The sequence below is a fragment of the Yoonia maritima genome (genome assembly GCF_043641945.1).
In the GTDB taxonomy this organism is placed as follows: Bacteria; Pseudomonadota; Alphaproteobacteria; order Rhodobacterales; family Rhodobacteraceae; genus Yoonia; species Yoonia maritima_B.
Window position 1 is genome coordinate 157,655 of the sequence record NZ_JBHZRX010000004.1, and the last position, 20,282, is coordinate 177,936.

Here is a 20,282-nt window from a genome sequence, read left to right on the forward strand (position 1 = left end):
AGGGAACCAACGCTCTGGATCAAAAAAGGTTTCAAACAGATGCTGCCCAAACTCTCACTCGTGCTAGGCGGGGCGGCCTCCGGTAAGTCAGCCTTTGCAGAAGGCCTTGTGCTTAATACGCAGTGTAACCCAGTTTACGTCGCAACCGCGCAGATTTTTGATGACGAGATGGCGCAAAAGGTTGCGCGCCACCGTGATCAGCGCGGAAATCTTTGGAATACCATCGAAGAACCCATTGATGTCGCGTCTGCCCTGAACCGGGTGTCAGAGGACGAAGCCGTGCTAATCGACTGCGCCACGCTATGGCTGACCAACATCATCTTAGGCGAACATGACCTTGCCAAAGAAAGCGCGGCGTTGCTGTCTGCACTTGATACCTGCGCAGGCCCAGTGGTCGTTGTTTCGAATGAAACAGGCCAAGGGATTGTGCCGGACAACGCGCTGGCGCGCAGGTTTCGGAACGCGCAAGGCACGCTTAACCAACAGATCGCGGCCAAGGCTGATCTTGTCGTTGCTGTCATGGCAGGGCTACCGATGACGCTAAAGGGGCAATTGCCGTGACCCGACTATGGTGGGTGCGGCATGGCCCAACCCATGAAAAAGCATTTGTCGGCTGGCGCGATGTTCCTGCGGACCTATCCGATCATGCGCTGATTAATCGGGTCGCTGACCACCTACCGGAAACCGCGATCGTTATTTCATCAGACCTGATCCGTGCATCCGCAACAGCGGACGCCATCATGCGAAACCGTACCCGCCTGCCCGATCATCCGGGCCTGCGCGAATTCGACTTTGGCGCATGGGACGGTCTGCACTTTACCCAAGTCGCAGAACGCGACCCAGACCTAAGCCGCCGTTTCTGGGAAGAACCCGGTGACCTAACAGCCCCTGACGGCGAAAGCTGGAACGCCGTTGCAAAGCGGGTCAATGCCGTCGTTGACGATCTGTGCCAACGCCACAACGGCCAAGACATCATCCTGACCGCACACATCGGTGTCATCATGACACAAATCCAACGCGCCAGCGGCAGTACTGCCTATCAAGCAATGGGACACCAGGTCGACAACCTGTCCATCACGCAAATGTCTGTTGGACCGCAGGGGTGGGAACTGGGCGTCGTTAATCACCTTCCGTGATGAGGTCCGTCACATTTTGTCGTTATGCATGTGGCTGACCGCGCGCTAAGGTTTGGCCATGACATATGAACTTTACATTGGTGATCGCACCTTCAGCAGCTGGTCTTTGCGCGGCTGGCTTATGCTCGAAAAATTCGGGCTGGATTATAACACACATTTGGTAGGGCTATATGCTGGCACCTACCGCGAAGAACTGGCGCATTTGGCCCCAGCCCGCACAGTCCCAGCAATGCAGACACCCGAAGGTTACGTGCTGACTGACAGTCTGGCGATGGGCGAAACGCTGGTCGAACGGCACCCAGATATCAACCTTTACCCACGCGACGGAGCTGCGCGCGCCCTTGCGCGAACAATCACGCATGAAATGCATTCGGGCTTTATGGCTCTCCGCGATGCCTGCCCCAACATGATCACCCACGTATGGGAAGGGTTCCAGCCGTCCGAGGCCGTATTGGCAGACATTGCCCGCGTTGAGGAACTTTGGGCGTTAGCGCGCTCGCGACACGGACAGAACGGGCCTTGGTTATTTGGTGAATATACATTGGCCGATGTCTTTTACGCGCCCGTTGCCCTGCGGATCACGGCTTATGACCTGCCGGTCAGCGATGCCGCCCAAGCCTATGTCGACGCTCACCTTAGCGATCCTGCGTTTTTGGCATGGCGCGATGCATCCAAATCAGAAAACTACGATCCGTGGCCCTATCCAATGGACCTTGGCCGTAAACCATGGCCTGGCGATGCATCTTAACCATTCGTAAACCACGACCACGTAACCGTTAACAAAAAGCGGAGCGTGGACATGGTCGCACTGGCCTACACAGTGGCATTTGAAGGAATCGAGGCCCGGCTGGTCGAGGTGCAATGCGCCGTGACGCCGGGCATTCCCGCGTTTTCGATCGTTGGTCTACCAGATAAAGCTGTGTCCGAAGCCCGCGAGAGGGTACGCGCTGCGTTGACCTCCATGGCGATTGCGTTGCCCTCCAAGCGGATCACGGTGAACTTATCACCCGCCGACTTGCCCAAAGAGGGGTCGCATTTCGACCTGCCCATCGCGCTCGCGTTGCTCGCGGCACTCGACATCATTCCGCAAGACGACGCTGCCCAAACCGTGGCATTGGGTGAACTGTCACTGGATGGCACGTTGGTTCCTGTGGTTGGTGCGCTCCCCGCTGCGATGGCCGCAGCTGACGAAGACCGCACATTGCTTTGTCCGCACGCCTGCGGGGCAGAGGCCGCTTGGGTAGGCGCCGCCAATGTCATCGCCCCGCGCAGCTTGGCCGATGTTGTCCGGCACTACACAGGTCAATCGGTTCTATCCCCGTCCGAGCCCGGCGAAGTCCACGGCACCAGCAGCAGCCGCGACCTATCCGAAGTCAAAGGCCAAGAACGCGCTAAACGCGCGTTGGAAATCGCAGCAGCAGGTCGGCACCATCTGATCATGGTCGGTTCTCCCGGTTCTGGGAAATCGATGCTGGCCGCGCGTATCCCCGGCATCTTGCCACCATTGTCACCGGTCGAGGCACTGGAAACGTCAATGATCCACTCTCTGTCTGGTCTGCTAGACGAGGGTGGGATCAACCGTGAACGCCCATTCCGGGAACCTCATCATACGGCGTCGATGCCAGCGATCGTGGGTGGTGGCCGTACGGCAAAACCGGGTGAAATCAGCCTTGCGCATAATGGTGTGCTATTCATGGATGAATTCCCAGAATTCGCACGCACCGTGCTGGAAACCTTGCGACAGCCGATTGAAACTGGCGAAGTTGTCGTCGCCCGCGCCAATGCCCATGTGCGCTACCCCTGTCGGTTCATGCTGGTGGCTGCAGCGAACCCATGCAAATGCGGCTACCTTTCCGACCCAGCGCGCGCCTGCGCCCGTGTTCCACAATGTGGCGATGACTACATGGGGCGCATTTCCGGCCCCCTGATGGATCGATTTGATCTGCGGATCGAAGTACCCCCCGTCGCGTTTACCGATCTCGACCTCCCCCAAGACGGCGATAGCTCCGCCACCGTAGCCGAACGCGTCGCGCGGGCACGCGATGTGCAAACGGCACGCTTTGCAGACCATGACAGGATGCGTGTGAACGCAGACGCCGAAGGGCGGGTACTAGAAGAAATCGCAACACCAGACGCAGACGGGCGTGATCTGCTGGTCAAAGTCGCCGAGCGTTTCGGACTGTCTGCACGCGGATATCACCGAGTACTACGGGTCGCACGAACCATCGCCGATCTTGATGGGGCCATAGACGTGCGCAAACCGCATGTCGCCGAAGCTGTCAGCTATCGATTGTCCATGGCAAAAGAGGTCTGAACAAATTCCGCAATTTCCCTGAGCGCTTTGCGCGCTTCAGGGATGTAACCGTCAAACATCTGCCAAACATGTGGGACACCGTCCCAGATACGCAGGTCTGCTGCGTCCCCTAACACGTCCGCCATTCGCACCGCATCATCACGCAATGCTTCACCACTACCGACCTGTATCAACACAGGTGGAGGCCGATCAAACTTTGCAAATAACGGCGATGCGCGCGGGTCGTTACGTGCGGCACTGCCCAAGTAACGGTCCACGACGTCATCCATCCGAGAAACAGGAAGCAAAACTTCTTGCTTCGTCGTTAGGCTTTTCCCCAGAAGGGTCAGATCGACCCAAGGCGACATCGCAAATGCCGCGCGCGGCTGCTGCCCGCGTTGGGTCAGATGGGCCAACATGGCCAACATTAACCCGCCACCAGCACTATCACCGCCTAGAACAATGTCTTGCGGCCGATAACCTTTTGCTATCAGCAAATCCCACGCCAGAACGGCATCTTCGAATGCTGCGGGAAATGGGGCGTCTTGCAGCAGCCGATAGTCAGGCGCGCACATGCGGATGCCGGTCAATTTAGAGATTCGCCCCAGCAGACCGCGATAGCTGGCCCCGCTCCCCGCGAAATAGGCACCACCGTGCAAATACAAGATCACCCGCCGAGGGGTAGTTCTGCCAACACTCACCCAGTTCAGGGTCAGGTCTTCGATGGCTTCAGTTAGGTGACAAATGTGCGGCGGGCCGCGAAATACCCACGGGGCGACGAATTCAAACGCCCGTTTAGCGCGTGCCGGTGAACTCTGGAAACTAAGCACTGGCCGCACCATATAGCGCAGCCAGAAATTTAAAATGCGCAGTCGCATGTTATCCGGCGCGACGTGCTTCAATCGCGAGCCAGATTTTTTCGGCGACATTGGTGCCGTCAAAGCGTTCAAGCTCTTGAATGCCAGTCGGTGAGGTCACATTGATTTCGGTCAGCCAATCGCCGATCACATCGATACCAACGAAAACCTGACCTTTTTGACGCAACAAAGGCCCAATCTTGGCGCAAATCTCGCGGTCACGATCTGTCAGCGCGACCTTCTCTGGACGACCACCTACGTGCATATTTGACCGGGTTTCACCCGCTGCTGGCACGCGGTTGATTGCGCCGACAGGTTCACCATCCACAAGGATCACACGTTTATCACCCTTGGAAACCGCCGGCAGATATTTCTGCATGATCAATGGTTCACGGTTAATGCCGCTGAACAATTCATGTAGTGAGGCTAGATTGCTGTCAGCATGGGCAAGCTTAAACACCCCGGCTCCGCCGTTGCCATAAAGGGGTTTAAGGATGACATCGCCGTGCTCTTGGCGGAAGCCGCGCAAGGTTTCAAGATCGCGAGCGATCATTGTTGGCGGGGTTAGGTCGGGGAAGTTCAGCACCAGCAGCTTTTCAGGATAGTTTCGCACCCAAAACGGATCGTTCACGACTAGTGTTTTCGGATGGATCATATCCAGGATATGCGTCGTCGTGATGTAGCCCATATCGAACGGCGGGTCTTGGCGCAGCCAGACTACATCGAATTCACCCAGATCAACGGTCTGCTCTTCACCCAGTGTAAAGTGATCGCCCTTGACCCGCTGAACCGTCAGCGGCCAGCCACGCGCTGTTACTCGCCCTTGATCAAACGCAAGCTTGTCAGGTGTGTAGTAGAACAACGAATGCCCACGTGCCTGTGCTTCTTCAGCGATACGAAACGTGCTGTCCGCGTTAATATCAATGGGACCGATCGGATCCATCTGGAAAGCAATTTTCAGCGACATGTTACAACCTCTTTGAATGCAGTGTTGCCCTGATACATGGCGCAGGCACATGCCTTGTGCAATGGGCCAGTCAGCTTTCCATGAAGGCGTTTTCGATCACTTTCACCGCACCAGTGCCATCCACCATCGCCAAATCAAAGCGCACATCGGTCAACTGGCCACGTGGTTCACCGGCCAAAAACTCTGACGCGCTACCGCAAATGCGATCCATCTGAGTGCGGCTTAGCCGCGTTGCGGCGCGTGCAAAGCTACGGCTTTTCTTAACTTCGACAAAAACTACTGTGGTGCCATCACGCATGATCAAATCAATCTCACCGCTTTTGCCGCGCCAACGTTGTGCCGCAACACTATGCGCGCGGCGTTGATAGTCACGCGCAACGATTTCTTCTGCGGCTAACCCCGCGTGATAGCTAGTGTGTCCTGTCATTCATCTTCCTTCATGCCCAACGCGACCTGATAGACCTGTCTACGTGGCAACCCTAACGCACCAGCAACAACTGTCGCCGCGTCTTTGACCCGCATCGTCTGCATCGCATCACGCAGCGCATCTTCGACATCCATTTCAGCCACGTCAGTTGCGCCCGCACGCCCAACCAGCACGACCAATTCACCTTTCACAGAGCGCCCATCAAAGGCCTCTGCCAATTCGGCCAGTGTCCCCCGCGAGGTTTCTTCGAACTTCTTTGTCAGTTCCCGACACACCACAGCCTGCCGGTCCCCTCCCAATACATCGCGCAGATTCCCTAACATTTCCCCAACGCGTTTCGGGCTTTCGTAAAATACCAGCGTAAATGGGACATCTCGCAGCCCCGCAATTTCAGTTTCGCGCTGCTGTTTCGTCGCCGGAAGAAAACCCACGAAGGCAAAGCGATCAGTCGGCAAGCCAGAAACGGTCAGCGCTGCAAGCACCGCGGAAGCACCGGGTGCCGAAGTGACCATCAGCCCTTCAGCAATCGCGGCTTTGCCCAGCTCATATCCGGGATCAGCAACCAAAGGTGTTCCCGCCTCTGACACGTAAGCGACTGATTTTCCGTCTCTAATATCCTGCACAAGCCGCGCAATCGCACCGTCGCCGCTGTGATCGTGGAAGGCGACGACCTTACGACCGTTCAGTGGCACGCCGTGAATTTCCATTAGCTTACGGGCTGTCCGCGTGTCTTCGGCGGCAATCAAATCGGCGGAGGCAAGAATATCTAGCCCGCGCAGCGTCATGTCTCGCGCAGACCCAATTGGCGTCGCGACAAAGTACAACCCGGCAGAGAGTGGCTTGTTTGCAAAATTCATATCTGGACCCGAGTGCCCCCTGCTTTATGATGGTCTTGAATGGCTGCGACACCGTCACGGCACGTCGCCCGATCCAGGAGGATAACGCATATGTTTGCTCGATACAGTAGTGCTCGTACCGCAGTGGTACAATTTTTTACCATGACCGCTTTCCTTTGGCTCGCCGCGTGCGACGTCACCTTGGCACCTGGCGCTGACGTCGGGCAACAGATTGACACAGGTGATCCCGTGCCAGTAGCCCTTCTTGTCCCGCGCGGTTCAGGAGACGGCAACGATGAACTCCTTTCGCAAAACTTGGAAAACGCTGCACGTTTGGCTATCGCTGACCTTGAAGGAGCGAAGATCGAATTGCGTGTTTACAGCACGGCTAGCGATCCAGCGACCGCTGCGAACGCCGCTGTAACCGCCGTCAACGACGGGGCAAAGATCATTCTAGGGCCCGTTTACAGTGAAGCCGCGAATGCTGCGGGCTTGGCGGTTGCTGGACGAAACGTTAATGTCTTGTCTTTCTCAAATACGACAAGCATCGCTGGCGGGAACGTTTTTGTTCTTGGACCAACCTTCGAGAACACCGCGAACCGTCTTGTTCAGTATGGCGCCCGGCAGGGTATAAACCGTTATCTTGTCGCCTATGCTAACGATACCGGAGGTCAAGTTGGCAGCCAAGCAATTGCCAGAGCCATTAAAAATAATGGTGCGCAAGTTGTTGGGATGGAAGGCTATCCATTTTCACAGCAAGGTATCTTCGCATCGGCCAGTCGAATTGCATCCAGTGTCCGAAGTTCAGGGGCGCAAGCCGTCTTTACCACTGCTGGGGCGCTCAACGATCTTCCGTTGATCGCAACCGCACTGCCCGACGCAGGCATGAACACTGAAACGACAAAGTTCGTTGGTCTGACTCGATGGGACAATGTACCCCGGCTACATGCGCTCCCGGGTGTCCAAGGTGGCCTTTTTGCAATGCCTGACCAATCGACCGCTACCCTGTTTGAGAACCGCTACGCCGCCACATATGGCCAACAGCCACACCCGCTTGCTGGTCTCGCTTATGACGGCATCGCTGCGATTGGCGCCTTGGTGGCCGCAGGTAAATCCGACGCCCTTACCAAATCTGCGTTGACCTCTCCGCAGGGTTTCCGTGGTACATCCGGTGTATTCCGTCTACTTCCAAACGGGCTGAACCAACGCGCATTGGCAGTCGCCACAATTAGAGAAAATCAGGTAGTCATCCTTGAACAAGCCCCTCGCAGCTTCGGTCGCGCAGGTCTCTGACCTGGCTTCAGAATTGAACCCCAATGCGCCGGATGGATTTATCTGTCCGGCGTCTGAGATTTTTGATCGTGATGCCATCGCGGCTGAACTAGCCAAAGCGCTTGATCCGCTCAGCGCCGAAAAAGATGTGCGCGCAGCGACTGTTTCGATCCTCGGAAATGCACGCGACGCTGGTCGAGACGCAATCGCAACGGCATTCCGGTCGCAGCCGTTCGCATCGCGTCCGACAACCCGCGCCTACGCTTGGCTTACGGATCAAATCGTCGAACTCGTGCTTGAGGTCGCGACACAACGATTGCACCCGCTGCCCAACCCAACTGAGGGTGAAAAGCTATCGCTGATAGCTGTGGGTGGATATGGCCGTGGCGAAATGGCACCGGAATCCGATGTCGATTTACTTTTCCTGACGCCCTACAAAATCACTCCTTGGGCCGAGAGCGTGATTGAATCCATGCTCTATATGCTGTGGGATCTTAAGCTTAAGGTCGGCCACGCCAGCCGCACAGTAAAGGATTGCGTTCGTCTCGCTCGCGAGGATTACACGATCCGGACGTCGCTGGTCGAATACCGGTACCTTGCTGGTGACGAAAAGCTTGCCAAACGGTTGGGTGCGCGACTTTGGTCGGACCTGTTCAAGGGAACCGCCGGTGAATTCATCGAGGCCAAACTAGAAGAACGTGCTGAACGGCACCGTAAACAAGGTGGCCAGCGCTATGTCGTTGAACCGAACGTCAAAGAAGGCAAAGGCGGTCTACGGGATCTGCAATCGCTGTTCTGGATCAGTAAATACGTCAATGACGTAAAAGACGCCGCCGACCTAGTTGGTCTTGGGGTTTTCTCGCCTGACGAATTCGAAACCTTTGTGACTGCCGAAGATTTTCTGTGGGCCGTGCGCTGCCACCTCCACCTGATTACAGGCCGGGCAACGGACCAGCTGACATTTGACCTACAAGTCGAAGTCGCCGAGGCAATGGGCTATACGGATCACGGCGGACGCCGGGCGGTTGAACACTTTATGCAGGCCTATTTCCGGCAGGCCAACAGCGTCGGCGAATTGACCCGTATCTTCTTGACCGCGCTAGAAGCCACGCACACCAAATCTGAACCGATGTTGGTGCGCCTCCTCACGCGGCGCAAAAAGGCGAAAGCCCCTTATGCGATCAAGCAAAACCGCCTGACAGTTGCAGACGAAGACGCGTTTCTTGCTGACAGCGTGAACATGCTGCGCATATTCGAGGAAGCCTTACGCACAGGCACATTGCTGCATCCGGATGCGATGCGTTTGATTGCGGCGAATCTTGAACTGATCGACGAAGACATGCGCCAAAACAAAGAAGCGCGGCGTATCTTTATCGACTTGCTTTTAAAGCACGGAAACCCTGAACGTGGTTTGCGGCGCATGAATGAACTGGGCGTTCTTGACGCGTTCATTCCAGAATTTGCGCCCATCGTCGCGATGATGCAGTTCAATATGTATCATCACTACACTGTCGACGAACACACCATTCAGTGCATCAGCAATCTTGCCCAAATCGAGCGCAAAGAGCTGATCGAAGAACTGCCAGTCGCGTCCGGCATTCTAGAGCGTGGGGTGAACCGCAAGGTCCTGTATGTCGCGCTGTTACTGCACGACATCGGTAAAGGCCGGGACGAAGACCATTCAATCTTGGGTGCGCAGATTGCCCGCAAGGTCGCCCCGCGGCTTGGCCTCAGCAAGAAAGACTGCGACACTGTCGAATGGCTGATCCGGTATCATCTATTGATGTCGGATGTCGCGCAAAAGCGTGACATTTCCGAACCGCGCACCGTGCGTGGCTTTGCCAAGGCCGTGAAATCCGTTGAACGGCTCGACCTACTCACCGTGCTGACCGTTTGTGATATCCGTGGCGTTGGCCCCGGAACGTGGAACAACTGGAAAGCGGTTCTTCTTCGCAATCTGTATACCGCGACGAAAGACGCCCTGCAAAATGGCCTAGAAGACCTGAACCGCGAGGCGCGCGAAAACGAAGCCAAACGTGCGCTACGTGATGAGCTGTCAGATTGGTCCGCCAAAGATCTTAAGGTGGAATCGGCCCGCCACTATGGGCCCTATTGGCAGGGCCTGCCATTTGCTGCACACGTCATTTTCGCGAACCTATTGCGCGACATATCCGACGATGAAATCCGCATTGACCTCATGCTGGACGAAGACCGCGACGCCACCCGTGCCTGTTTCGCTATGGTCGACCACCCCGGCCTATTCAGCCGCATGACAGGTGCATTGGCGCTGGTTGGTGCAAACATTGTGGACGCGCGGACCTATACCTCGAAAGACGGCTATGCGACGGCTGCTTTCTGGATTCAGGACAACGACGGACACCCCTATGAAGAATCTCGTCTGCCACGCCTGCGCCAAATGATCGTAAAAACCCTCAAGGGTGAGGTCGTCGCGCGTGACGCGCTTGTTAGCAAAGACAAGATTAAGAAACGCGAACGTGCGTTCAAGGTACCGACGAACATCACCTTCGATAACGAAGGCTCTGCGATCTACACCATCATCGAGATCGACTCTCGGGATCGTCCCGGTCTGCTTTATGACCTGACGCGCACTTTGGCGAATAACTATGTCTATATCGCCTCTGCGGTGATCGCGACATATGGTGAGCAAGTCGTCGATACTTTCTATGTGAAGGACATGGTTGGGCTGAAATACTATTCAGACTCGAAACGCGCGGCACTTGAACGCAAACTGCGCGAGGCAATCGAACAAGGTTCTGAACGGGCACGTACCTGATGCCCATGACCACGCACTGCACAGTTTCTGCACAACCGCATTCTTGCTGCGCGTCCAGCGCTTCCATAGGGTTGGCCGAAACGCCTTTATGATCGAGGTCAACACTTTATGAAACCAATCCGTTTGATGTCGGGCTTCTTCACCGTTGGCTTGTGGACTTTGGCCAGCCGATTGCTTGGCTTTGTGCGCGACATCATGATCGCGGCCTATTTGGGGACTGGTCCCGTTGCCGAGGCATTCTTGGTCGCGTTTTCACTGCCAAACCTTTTCCGCCGCTTCTTTGCCGAGGGCGCGTTTAACATGGCCTTTGTGCCGATGTTCTCTAAAAAGCTGGAAGGCGACGAAGGTGCGCATAAGTTTGCGCAGGACGCATTTGTTGGCATGACCGTTCTGCTGACAGGTTTTACGGTCATCGGCATCATCTTCATGCCCGTACTGGTCACCGCAATGGCCAGCGGTTTTATCGGCGATGAACGCTTTGACCTTGCCGTCAGCTATGGTCGCCTCGCGTTCCCTTATATTCTGTTCATTTCATTGGCTGCGCTGCTGTCCGGCGTATTGAATGCGACGGGCCGCTTTATGGCTGCTGCCGCGGCACCTGTATTGCTGAACGTCATATTTATCCTTGCCATGGTGATCTCGGCTGCAATGGGCCGCCCAGTATCTGACGCACTGGGAATGGGGATTGATGACGCGCTTGGTCTCCAAGTGGGCGATTCATTGGCGATGGCTGTACCAATTGCGGGACTTGCGCAGATGGCATTGGTTTGGTGGGCGGCCGCAAGGGCGGGATACCCGCTGCGACTAAAGCGGCCCAAGATGACCCCCGAACTCAAGCGCCTTGCTATTATTGCCGCCCCTGCTGCATTGGCTGGCGGCGTCGTACAGATCAACCTTTTGGTTGGGCGTCAGGTCGCCAGCTTCTTTGACGGCGCGGTTGCTTGGCTGAACTACGCTGACCGCCTGTATCAACTGCCGCTCGGTGTCGTTGGCATCGCGATTGGCGTTGTACTGTTGCCCGATCTATCGCGCCGCCTGCGTGCAGGCGATCACGAAGGCGGGCAAAACGCCTTTAACCGTTCCAGCGAAATCAGCCTTGCGCTGACAGTACCTGCTGCGGTCGCGCTCATGGTGATCTCACTCCCGCTTGTCAGTGTCTTGTACGAACGTGGTGTCTTTGACAGCGACGACACTGCAGCGACAGCGATTGCCGTTGCGATTTATGGCCTTGGCTTGCCCGCGTTTGTTATGCAAAAGACGCTTCAGCCACTTTATTTCGCGCGCGAAGATACCAAACGGCCATTCTATTACGCCTTGGTCGCGCTTGCCCTTAACGCCGCACTTGCGATCGGCCTTTCGCCATTTATCGGCTATATAGCTGCGGCGGTTGGCACGTCCCTAACCGGTTGGGCCACCGTTCTGCTTTTGCTGAATGGCACGCGTCATATGGATGGCGCATCAAAATTTGATGCACGGTTCAAACAGAGGCTTCCCCGCATCGTTCTGGCATCTGCTGGAATGGGGCTGATCTTGTGGGTAACGGCTGCGTTGCTATCGCCATTCTTCGGCGTCGCGACGCTGCGCTACCTTGCGCTGCTGGTGTTGGTCCTAATTGGGATCGTCAGCTATTTTGGGATCGGGCATCTGATTGGTGCGTTCAAGCTCGCCGAGTTCAAACGCAACCTGCGCCGCTAAGACCGCTGCCGCATTCGGCCCAAGAACGCCGTCCAACCGCCGGGTGCGAGCAATAGCGACAACGCAAAGCCAACAACAAATCCGGTCAATTCCGCGACCCAGCCATAACCGGTCTCAAACAACAGCCCGAACAACAACTGAAGCCCAAGCAACACAGCGATCAAGCGAAACGCCTGTAGCTGGTTCTGCCCCATTGCGCCAAGGTTCAGCCACAGCGCATAGGTATATGCCCCAATCAAACCATATACCGACGGGAACCCACCGATCAGTGGGTAATTGTTTGGTGCCAACAAGCCAAAGACCAAAGCACCGATGATCGCCGTTACTGCATAGAGTACAAAGATTTTTATGCCGCCATAAAACTCTGCCGTGAATTTCCCCAAGGCAAGGGTCAATGCAGCGCAAAACGCCGCTTGGGTCAGGTTCGCGTTGATGAACGGATAGGTCACCAATCGGCGCATCATTCCGAATGAATAGTCCCCGTGGATCAACATTCGGTCCAGCACAGCGCCAGAAAAACCGTAGTCTTGGATCGCTGCGACACGCCAGCCGACACCCCGCGCGCCGCCTAAGACTCCTAAATCAGCAAGCTGCATGATGCATTCGACGGCAACGATAATCAGTGTCAGCACAATAATAATTGGCGGAATAGCGTTGATTGGGCTTTCAGGTTTCATCATGCGGCCTTGGGCTGTTGAAATTGACGGGTCCGTCTGGCATGGGTATGCGACCCCTGCCCCGAAATCCAGCCCGGACATTTTACAATGACAGATACGACATTCACGCCCCGCGTTTTCTCTGGGATTAAGCCCTCTGGCGGGCTGACGCTGGGCAACTACCTTGGTGCGATCAAACGGTTTGTTGGCATGCAAGGCCAGATGGAAACCATCTATTGCGTCGTCGACATGCACGCGATCACGGTCTGGCAGGACCCAAAAGAGCTGGCCAATATGACCCGCGAAGTTGCCGCTGGCTATCTGGCCGCTGGCCTTGATCCGTCGCAATCGATCCTTTTCAACCAAAGCCAAGTCGCCGCGCATGCGGAACTCGGCTGGATCTTTAACTGTGTGGCGCGTGTCGGCTGGATGAACCGCATGACCCAGTTCAAAGACAAAGCAGGCAGCAACGCTGAAAAAGTATCGCTAGGCCTATACGCCTACCCTTCCCTGATGGCCGCTGACATTTTGCTATACCACGCAACCCATGTTCCCGTCGGCGAAGACCAAAAGCAGCACGTTGAACTGACCCGTGACATCGCCGCCAAGTTTAACCACGACTACAAAACTGATTTCTTCCCAATGCCCACCCCAGTCATCGAAGGACCAGCCATGCGCATCATGAACCTGCGCGACGGAACCAAGAAGATGTCAAAGTCGGGCGAAAGCGACATGGAACGCATCAACATGACCGATGATGCTGACAAGATCGCCAAGAAGTTCAAGAAAGCAAAAACCGACCCAGAGCCACTGCCCGAAACAGTCGAAGGGCTGGCTGACCGCCCAGAGGCACGGAACCTTGTCGAAATCTATGCCGCATTGGACGATACAACACCCGAGGCCGTGATCGCACAGTACCCCGGTGCTGGATGGGGAACATTCAAACCCGCACTTGCTGATCTTGCCGTCGCTAAACTGGCACCCATTTCCGAAGAAATGGCACGGCTCATGGACGACCCCGCTGAAATCGATCGCATTTTGGCAGCCGGATCGGAAAAAGCACGCGCAATTGCTGAACCGATCCTCAAGCAGACCTACGACATCGTTGGATTGCTACGGTCTTAAGCGACCGTCACAAAACTGAATCGCGCCACCCCGAGCATGGGGTTGCGTCGCATCGATTCGCTCTGCACGCCCCGCCCGGGCGTCGTCGTCCCGCCCAGTTGGACGCCCCGGTATACGAGGCGTTCGGTGTCCCCCGGCACCGAACGCCAGCGTATGATCACTGCTTCAATTTCATTGCCAGTGTCGTAACTATGCTTCAGTATCAGCCCGAACGGGAGAAAGCTGATTATGCGTAAGTTCTTGGTCGTCCTTGACGACAGCCGCGAATGTTTAAATGCCATGCGTTTCGCTGCGATGCGGGCGGCCAAAACTGGCGGTGGTGTCGCGATCTTGTCGGTAATCCCGCCAGATGAATTTAACCACTGGATCGGCGTTGGTGAAATCATGCGTGCTGAAGCGCGCGAAAGGATCGAAGTTCATTTCGAAGTCTTCGCCAAATGGATGCGCGACCGCCAGAACGTCCATCCAGAACTGATCATCCGCGAAGGCGAGCCCCTGACCGAGATTATTAACCACGTAAACGAAGACCCCGACATCGGAGTTCTTGTCCTAGGCGCGGGGACAGATAACAAAGGGCCCGGCCCCTTGGTGACGCAGCTGTCGCGCCAATCCGGCAGCTTGCCCATTCCAATTACAATTGTGCCCGGCGACCTTTCGAAAGAACGCCTTGAAGCCATTACCTAGTTTAGAATCGTTCCAAACCTTGACATAGACCTGTCCAAGGCGCATATCAGAACCCTGACAAAAAAGGTTTGCACCATGTTTATTCAGACGGAATCAACGCCGAACCCGGCAACGCTCAAATTCCTGCCCGGCCAGAACGTGCTAGAGGTGGGTACCGCCGATTTTCCGACCCTTGAGGCGGCTGAGAATTCTCCGCTCGCAAAGCGTATCTTTGCTGCTGGAAAAGTGACTGGTGTGTTCTTTGGCAATGATTTTGTCACTGTAACTAAGGCTGACGACGTTGAGTGGGACCACATCAAACCCGGTATTCTGGGTGCGATCATGGAGCATTACCAATCTGGCCAGCCAGTTATGGCTGACAACCACGCCCCGGCTAGTGGCCACGCCGAACACTCCGGCGAAGACGGCGAGATCGTAAACCAGATCAAAGAACTGCTGGACACTCGTGTCCGCCCTGCCGTTGCACAAGACGGCGGCGACATCACATTCCACGGGTTTGAACGCGGCGTCGTATATCTGCACATGCAAGGTGCGTGCGCAGGTTGCCCATCATCCACCCTGACGCTGAAAATGGGTATAGAAAACCTGCTACGCCACTACATCCCCGAGGTGGTCGAGGTGCGGCCCGTTGCAGCCTAACGTCAAAGTCATCGCATTTGATACATCGGCGGCGCATTGCGCCGCCGCTTTGTTGTTGGGCGACCGAATTATCACCCGCGTTGACGAAATGTCCAAAGGACAAGCCGAACACCTGATGCCAATGCTTGAAGAAATGCTGGCGGCAGAGGGACACACGTGGCCTGATCTTGATGCTATCGGCGTCGGGACAGGCCCGGGCAATTTCACTGGGATTCGTATTGCGGTATCTGCCGCCCGTGGCCTTGCCTTGGGCTTAGGCAAACCTGCAATTGGCGTGAACGGCTTTGACGCTCGCATATACGGAGAGACACTTCCGATCACCGCAGTTATTCCTGCGCCACGCGGCCAGAGCTATGTTCAAGAATTCAACGAGGCTGGCACGTCATCACAACCCAAGTTGATCGCGGATCAAGAGACTGTATCGGCAGATTGGCCAAATGCGACGACATTGGAAAAGACGGCCGAACAACTGATTAGTGCAACAGCGTGGATTACAGCAGAGCGGATCGGTAACGATACGCACCGCCCCACCCCGCTCTACGTACGCGCGGCTGACGCTGCTCCTCCTCGTGATCAAGCGCCAGCGATATTGCTGTGACCCCTGAAACGCTTGCTGAAATTCATGCCGCTGCATTTCCAAACGCGCGGTCATGGTCGTCAAAAGAATTCGCCACACTGCTTGACCAGCCCGGAACGATTCTATCGGGCGATAGCCGTAGCTTTGCGTTACTCCGCGTGACTTTGGATGAAGCCGAAATTTTGACCGTTGCGACGGCCCCAGACCATCGCCGCAAGGGATTGGCCAGCGCCGTATTAAGCGAAGCAGAGACATCTGCACAAAAATCGGGCGTATCGAGCATTTTCCTCGAGGTCGCTAAGAACAACGAAGCTGCAAAAGCCCTATATTCAAAAGCAGGTTACACCCAAGTGGGTCATCGCCCGGGTTATTATATGCCCAAAGATGGGGCAGCCATCGCCGCACTTGTTTTACGGAAACAACTACAGGTCGCATAACCCGACGTAAGCCTTTAATTTAACGGCTCAAACGGGGACGAAGACGGTGTTCAAAACGAAAAAGCAGTTGATCTTCCGCGTCAGTCAGGGCCTTATCGGCTGATGGACCGACGCAAAGATCGGCTCGGCTTTTGACAGAGGTGGCGCATAGCGCCGAATAAGCCTCGTTTAACGACTTGGGAGACACAAATGACCCTTATGCAAAAATTCTTCGGCGCATCTGCTGCGCTGGCACTGACAGCAGGCGCTGCGGCTGCTGACCCAGCGATTCTTTTTGACCTTGGCGGCAAGTTCGACAAATCCTTCAACGAAAGCGCCTATAACGGTGCAGAGCGTTGGGCTGCCGAAACTGGCGGTTCTTATGCTGAAGTTGAAATTCAATCTGACGCACAGCGCGAGCAAGCGATCCGTCGCTTTGCCGAATCTGGCGCAAACCCAATCGTCATGGCTGGCTTCTCTTGGGGTACACCATTGGCAGAGGTTGCTGCTGATTACCCAGACACCAAGTTCGCAATCATCGACATGGTCGTTGACGCGCCAAACGTTCGTTCGGTTGTATTCAACGAACACGAAGGTTCGTACCTTGTTGGTATGATGGCTGCGCTGACATCTGAAACAGGCACTGTTTCATTCATCGGCGGCATGGACATCCCACTTATCCGTAAATTTGCATGTGGTTACGCACAGGGCGCCAAAGCGGCAAACCCAGATGTGACAGTGATTTCCAACATGACAGGTACGACACCTGCGGCTTGGAACGACCCGGTTAAGGGTTCTGAACTGACACTTGCACAGATCAGCCAAGGTTCTGACGTTGTATTCGCGGCCGCTGGCGGCACAGGCGTTGGCGTTCTGCAAACTGCTGCAGACGAAGGCATCCTGTCGATCGGTGTTGATGCGAACCAAAACCACCTGCACCCAGGAAAAGTTCTTACATCCATGATGAAGCGCGTTGATTCTGCGGTCTACGACGCAATGTCTGACGGCGGTGACATGGAAACAGGCTTTAACGTGATGAGCGTCGCAAACCACGGTGTTGGCTTTGCAATGGACGCAAACAACGAAGGTATCGTTGGCTATGACGTTCTGGCGGCGACCTACGCTGCTGCAGCTGCAATCGAGTCCGGCGAATTGGCCGTTCACGATTACTCTAGCGACGAAACTTGCCCGGCGCTTGATTTCTAATCACGCCCAATAGACTATACAAAAACAGGGCCGCGCGGCTACATTTGCGCGGCCCTTACCATTTGATACAGGTACCCCATGACCGACACCGCCCCAGCGATTGAACTCAAAGGCATTTCCAAGGCCTTTGGACCCGTGCAAGCCAACAAAGACATCTCAATCCGCGTGATGCCCGGCACGATTCACGGGATCATTGGTGAAAACGGTGCCGGTAAATCGACCCTGATGTCGATCCTCTATGGCTTTTACAAAGCCGACGCAGGCGAGATTTTCATCGCAGGCGAAAAGAAAAACATTACCGACAGCCAAACCGCCATCGCGGCAGGTATCGGTATGGTGTTCCAGCACTTTAAACTGGTTGAAAACTTCACGGTGCTCGAGAACGTGGTACTTGGGGCCGAGGATTCCGGCCTGCTTAAACCGTCGCTCGCCCGTGCCCGTCGCGAATTGAAAAACCTTGCTGAAGAATACGAACTGAACGTCGATCCCGATGCGGTCATCCAAGACGTTGGTGTTGGGATGCAGCAGCGTGTTGAAATCCTGAAGGCGCTGTATCGCAAGGCTGATATCCTTATCCTCGACGAGCCAACGGGCGTTCTGACCCCGGCCGAGGCTGACCATCTTTTCCGCATTCTGGAAAACCTGCGTCGCGAAGGCAAAACGATCATCCTGATTACGCACAAGCTGCGCGAGATCATGGAAATCACCGATACGGTCAGCGTCATGCGCCGTGGCGAAATGACTGCCACAGTTAAGACGTCCGAAACGAGCCCGCCTCATCTGGCCGAGCTAATGGTCGGTCGCAAAGTACTTCTGCGCGTCGACAAGGCCCCTGCCCAGATCGGGCGCAAGATCCTAGAGGTCAAAGACCTGAACGTCACCGATGCGAAGGGTGTTCACCGCCTCAAAGGGATCAGTTTCGACGTACATGCAGGCGAAATCCTTGGGATCGCTGGTGTCGCAGGCAACGGCCAGTCTGAACTGCTAGAGGTTCTGGGCGGCTACGAAAAGGCCACTGGCAGCATCAAGATGAACGGCGAAGAAATCGACCTAACCGGTGCAAAATCTGACGGCCAAAGCCGCCGCGCACGTGGCATCGCTCACGTTCCCGAAGATCGTCAGCGCGAAGGGCTGATCATGGACTTCCACGCGTGGGAAAACACCGGATTTGGTTACCACCGCGACGCCCGCTATCAAAAGAACGCCCTGTTCATGGATAACGCCGCGCTTAAGAAAGACACCGAAGAAAAGATGGCCCGTTTCGACGTGCGGCCACCGGACCCGACGCTTACCGCGAAAAGCTTTTCCGGGGGCAACCAACAGAAAATCGTTCTCGCCCGCGAGATTGAACGCAACCCCGATTTGCTGCTAATCGGCCAGCCAACACGTGGTGTGGACATCGGCGCAATCGAATTCATCCACCAGCAGATTGTTGCACTAAGGGATCAGGGCAAGGCAATTTTGCTGGTTTCAGTAGAGTTAGAAGAGATTTTGTCGCTCTCAGACCGGATCGCTGTTATGTTTGACGGAAAAATAATGGGCGAGCGGATGCCTCAAAATACAGACGAAAAAGAACTCGGGCTTCTCATGGCCGGGATGAGCGGAGGCGATTCCTAATGGACGTGATGCCAAAATGGGCTGACGTGATCCTGATTCCAGTGATCTCGATCATTCTTGCTGCTATTCTGTCTGCGCTCGTGATCCTCGCGATTGGTGAAAACCCTTGGGCTGCGCTTAAGCTTATGGTCAGTGGCGCGCTCGGCTCTACCTATGGCTGGGGCTATACGATCTACTACGCTACCAACTTTATTTTCACCGGCCTTGCAGTTGCGATTGCTGCGCAGGCAAAGATGTTCAACATCGGCGGCGAAGGTCAGGCTTTGCTTGGCGGTTTGGGCGTTGCGATCGTGTGTTTGTACATCCCATGGCCGCACTGGACGGTCGCGCTGATTGGCGCGGCGGCTGCGGCGGCCCTATTTGGGGCCGCATGGGCTGCTATTCCTGCGTTCTTGCAAGCCAAACGTGGTAGCCACATCGTTATCACCACGATCATGTTCAACTTTATCGCTGCTGCGCTGCTGAACTTCCTGCTGATTGGCGCGCTTAAGGCACCGGGCATGGAACCAGCAACCTCCAAATTCCCGGAACCCGCGCATCTGCCGTCCTTCCAAGACATGTTTAACTTTGGCGACACCACGTTTTTCCGTGGTGCACCTGCGAACGTGACATTCTTTGTGGCACTGGCGGCATGTTTGTTCGTCTGGGCATTGGTCTGGCGTACGCGCCTTGGCTACGAAATTCGTTCATTCGGGGAATCTGAATCTGCCGCGAAATACGCAGGCATCAGCCCCACCAAAATCATCATGGTCACCATGCTTATTTCCGGCGCACTTGCCGGTATGATGGCCATCAACAACGTACAGGGCGAGGCCGAACGGCTGGTCCTGAACGCAGCAGAGGGCGCTGGCTTTATTGGCATCGCCGTCGCGCTTATGGGTCGCAACCACCCCTTTGGGGTTCTTTTGGCGGCCCTTCTTTTCGGCTTTCTATATCAAGGCGGCGCAGAACTCGCCCTATGGACGTCGATCCCCCGTGAGTTGATCATCGTAATACAGGCATTGGTGATCCTCTTTACGGGTGCACTAGACAATATGGTGCGCATGCCGCTCGAGCGGCTATTCCTAGCAATGAGGAGAGCATAA

The 20,282-nt window shown here is 55.6% G+C and carries 20 protein-coding genes; 15 read left to right on the top strand and 5 right to left on the bottom strand.

All coding sequences use genetic code 11. The features are described from left to right. Positions 1-39: 39 nt before the first annotated feature. The 4 genes from cobU to ACHUEV_RS10410 are packed head-to-tail and all read left to right on the top strand — an operon-like array spanning position 40 to position 3,450. Positions 40-561: a bifunctional adenosylcobinamide kinase/adenosylcobinamide-phosphate guanylyltransferase gene (cobU, locus tag ACHUEV_RS10395; protein WP_394179577.1), complete on the top strand. Its 522-nt coding sequence runs from the start codon at positions 40-42 to the stop codon at positions 559-561. Then, positions 558-1,136 carry a histidine phosphatase family protein gene (locus ACHUEV_RS10400; protein WP_394179579.1) on the top strand — a complete coding sequence of 193 codons (579 nt, stop codon included), beginning with the start codon at positions 558-560 and terminating at the stop codon, positions 1,134-1,136. The genes cobU and ACHUEV_RS10400 overlap by 4 nt, the downstream gene beginning before the upstream one ends. A gap of 58 nt (positions 1,137-1,194) precedes the next feature. After that, complete coding sequence (locus tag ACHUEV_RS10405; RefSeq protein WP_394179581.1) at positions 1,195-1,884, top strand: glutathione S-transferase; 690 nt, start codon at positions 1,195-1,197, stop codon at positions 1,882-1,884. 51 nt (positions 1,885-1,935) lie between these two features. Beyond that, positions 1,936-3,450, top strand: coding sequence for a YifB family Mg chelatase-like AAA ATPase (locus tag ACHUEV_RS10410; RefSeq protein ID WP_394179583.1), 1,515 nt, complete (start codon positions 1,936-1,938; stop codon positions 3,448-3,450). Here the strand turns inward: ACHUEV_RS10410 and ACHUEV_RS10415 are convergent. From ACHUEV_RS10415 to rsmI, 4 genes are all read right to left on the bottom strand, one after another. Then, the gene (locus tag ACHUEV_RS10415) at positions 3,420-4,259 is read right to left on the bottom strand and encodes an alpha/beta hydrolase (RefSeq protein WP_394179585.1); all 840 of its coding nucleotides are present in this window, start codon (positions 4,257-4,259) and stop codon (positions 3,420-3,422) included. The genes ACHUEV_RS10410 and ACHUEV_RS10415 overlap by 31 nt on opposite strands. Positions 4,260-4,308: 49 nt before the next feature. Then, positions 4,309-5,253 carry a glutathione synthase gene (gene gshB, locus ACHUEV_RS10420; protein WP_394179587.1) on the bottom strand — a complete coding sequence of 315 codons (945 nt, stop codon included), beginning with the start codon at positions 5,251-5,253 and terminating at the stop codon, positions 4,309-4,311. Positions 5,254-5,323: 70 nt separating this feature from the next. Beyond that, on the bottom strand, positions 5,324-5,680 hold the full coding sequence (locus tag ACHUEV_RS10425; protein ID WP_394179589.1) for a YraN family protein: 357 nt from the start codon (positions 5,678-5,680) through the stop codon (positions 5,324-5,326). Next, positions 5,677-6,537 (bottom strand): 16S rRNA (cytidine(1402)-2'-O)-methyltransferase, encoded by an 861-nt coding sequence (gene rsmI, locus ACHUEV_RS10430; protein ID WP_394179591.1) that lies wholly within the window; start codon positions 6,535-6,537, stop codon positions 5,677-5,679. Before rsmI ends, ACHUEV_RS10425 begins: the two co-directional genes overlap by 4 nt. A gap of 141 nt (positions 6,538-6,678) precedes the next feature. On the opposite strand from rsmI, the gene ACHUEV_RS10435 reads away from it, so the two are divergent. The 3 genes from ACHUEV_RS10435 (at position 6,679) to murJ (ending at position 12,277) form a co-directional block, all read left to right on the top strand. After that, positions 6,679-7,809, top strand: coding sequence for a penicillin-binding protein activator (locus tag ACHUEV_RS10435; RefSeq protein ID WP_394179593.1), 1,131 nt, complete (start codon positions 6,679-6,681; stop codon positions 7,807-7,809). Next, positions 7,769-10,582 carry a [protein-PII] uridylyltransferase gene (locus ACHUEV_RS10440; RefSeq protein ID WP_394179595.1) on the top strand — a complete coding sequence of 938 codons (2,814 nt, stop codon included), beginning with the start codon at positions 7,769-7,771 and terminating at the stop codon, positions 10,580-10,582. The genes ACHUEV_RS10435 and ACHUEV_RS10440 overlap by 41 nt, the downstream gene beginning before the upstream one ends. 108 nt (positions 10,583-10,690) lie before the next feature. Then, positions 10,691-12,277, top strand: coding sequence for a murein biosynthesis integral membrane protein MurJ (gene murJ, locus ACHUEV_RS10445; RefSeq protein ID WP_394179597.1), 1,587 nt, complete (start codon positions 10,691-10,693; stop codon positions 12,275-12,277). Here the strand turns inward: murJ and ACHUEV_RS10450 are convergent. Further along, entirely contained in the window at positions 12,274-12,957 is a 684-nt protein-coding gene (locus ACHUEV_RS10450) for a rhomboid family intramembrane serine protease (protein WP_394179599.1), read from the bottom strand. The genes murJ and ACHUEV_RS10450 overlap by 4 nt on opposite strands. An 84-nt stretch (positions 12,958-13,041) precedes the next feature. Here ACHUEV_RS10450 and trpS point away from each other — a divergent pair, with 84 nt between their 5' ends. The 8 genes from trpS to ACHUEV_RS10490 all read left to right on the top strand — a co-directional run bounded on the left by trpS (position 13,042) and on the right by ACHUEV_RS10490 (position 20,282). Beyond that, positions 13,042-14,058 carry a tryptophan--tRNA ligase gene (trpS, locus tag ACHUEV_RS10455; protein WP_394179601.1) on the top strand — a complete coding sequence of 339 codons (1,017 nt, stop codon included), beginning with the start codon at positions 13,042-13,044 and terminating at the stop codon, positions 14,056-14,058. A 228-nt stretch (positions 14,059-14,286) separates the two neighbouring features. Next, positions 14,287-14,742, top strand: coding sequence for a universal stress protein (locus ACHUEV_RS10460; protein WP_394179603.1), 456 nt, complete (start codon positions 14,287-14,289; stop codon positions 14,740-14,742). A gap of 75 nt (positions 14,743-14,817) precedes the next feature. Continuing rightward, positions 14,818-15,381 (top strand): NifU family protein, encoded by a 564-nt coding sequence (locus ACHUEV_RS10465; protein ID WP_394179605.1) that lies wholly within the window; start codon positions 14,818-14,820, stop codon positions 15,379-15,381. Continuing rightward, complete coding sequence (gene tsaB, locus ACHUEV_RS10470; RefSeq protein WP_394179607.1) at positions 15,371-15,979, top strand: tRNA (adenosine(37)-N6)-threonylcarbamoyltransferase complex dimerization subunit type 1 TsaB; 609 nt, start codon at positions 15,371-15,373, stop codon at positions 15,977-15,979. The genes ACHUEV_RS10465 and tsaB overlap by 11 nt, the downstream gene beginning before the upstream one ends. Continuing rightward, positions 15,976-16,395 (top strand): GNAT family N-acetyltransferase, encoded by a 420-nt coding sequence (locus tag ACHUEV_RS10475; protein ID WP_394179609.1) that lies wholly within the window; start codon positions 15,976-15,978, stop codon positions 16,393-16,395. Before tsaB ends, ACHUEV_RS10475 begins: the two co-directional genes overlap by 4 nt. Positions 16,396-16,584: 189 nt before the next feature. Beyond that, positions 16,585-17,580, top strand: a complete 996-nt coding sequence (locus ACHUEV_RS10480; RefSeq protein WP_394179611.1) for a BMP family lipoprotein — start codon at positions 16,585-16,587, stop codon at positions 17,578-17,580. A 78-nt stretch (positions 17,581-17,658) separates the two neighbouring features. After that, a complete protein-coding gene (locus tag ACHUEV_RS10485) occupies positions 17,659-19,197 on the top strand; it encodes an ABC transporter ATP-binding protein (protein ID WP_394179613.1) in 1,539 nt (512 codons plus the stop codon). Further along, positions 19,197-20,282, top strand: a complete 1,086-nt coding sequence (locus ACHUEV_RS10490; RefSeq protein WP_106354559.1) for an ABC transporter permease — start codon at positions 19,197-19,199, stop codon at positions 20,280-20,282. The genes ACHUEV_RS10485 and ACHUEV_RS10490 overlap by 1 nt, the downstream gene beginning before the upstream one ends.

Excerpts from the sequence above, each read along its gene's own strand:
- cobU (WP_394179577.1), top strand. The coding sequence starts at position 40 with ATGCTGCCCAAACTCTCACTCGTGCTAGGCGGGGCGGCCTCCGGTAAG.
- ACHUEV_RS10405 (WP_394179581.1), top strand. The coding sequence starts at position 1,195 with ATGACATATGAACTTTACATTGGTGATCGCACCTTCAGCAGCTGGTCT.
- ACHUEV_RS10410 (WP_394179583.1), top strand. The coding sequence starts at position 1,936 with ATGGTCGCACTGGCCTACACAGTGGCATTTGAAGGAATCGAGGCCCGG.
- gshB (WP_394179587.1), bottom strand. The coding sequence starts at position 5,253 with ATGTCGCTGAAAATTGCTTTCCAGATGGATCCGATCGGTCCCATTGAT.
- ACHUEV_RS10425 (WP_394179589.1), bottom strand. The coding sequence starts at position 5,680 with ATGACAGGACACACTAGCTATCACGCGGGGTTAGCCGCAGAAGAAATC.
- rsmI (WP_394179591.1), bottom strand. The coding sequence starts at position 6,537 with ATGAATTTTGCAAACAAGCCACTCTCTGCCGGGTTGTACTTTGTCGCG.
- ACHUEV_RS10435 (WP_394179593.1), top strand. The coding sequence starts at position 6,679 with ATGACCGCTTTCCTTTGGCTCGCCGCGTGCGACGTCACCTTGGCACCT.
- murJ (WP_394179597.1), top strand. The coding sequence starts at position 10,691 with ATGAAACCAATCCGTTTGATGTCGGGCTTCTTCACCGTTGGCTTGTGG.
- ACHUEV_RS10450 (WP_394179599.1), bottom strand. The coding sequence starts at position 12,957 with ATGATGAAACCTGAAAGCCCAATCAACGCTATTCCGCCAATTATTATT.
- trpS (WP_394179601.1), top strand. The coding sequence starts at position 13,042 with ATGACAGATACGACATTCACGCCCCGCGTTTTCTCTGGGATTAAGCCC.
- ACHUEV_RS10460 (WP_394179603.1), top strand. The coding sequence starts at position 14,287 with ATGCGTAAGTTCTTGGTCGTCCTTGACGACAGCCGCGAATGTTTAAAT.
- ACHUEV_RS10465 (WP_394179605.1), top strand. The coding sequence starts at position 14,818 with ATGTTTATTCAGACGGAATCAACGCCGAACCCGGCAACGCTCAAATTC.
- ACHUEV_RS10480 (WP_394179611.1), top strand. The coding sequence starts at position 16,585 with ATGACCCTTATGCAAAAATTCTTCGGCGCATCTGCTGCGCTGGCACTG.
- ACHUEV_RS10485 (WP_394179613.1), top strand. The coding sequence starts at position 17,659 with ATGACCGACACCGCCCCAGCGATTGAACTCAAAGGCATTTCCAAGGCC.
- ACHUEV_RS10490 (WP_106354559.1), top strand. The coding sequence starts at position 19,197 with ATGGACGTGATGCCAAAATGGGCTGACGTGATCCTGATTCCAGTGATC.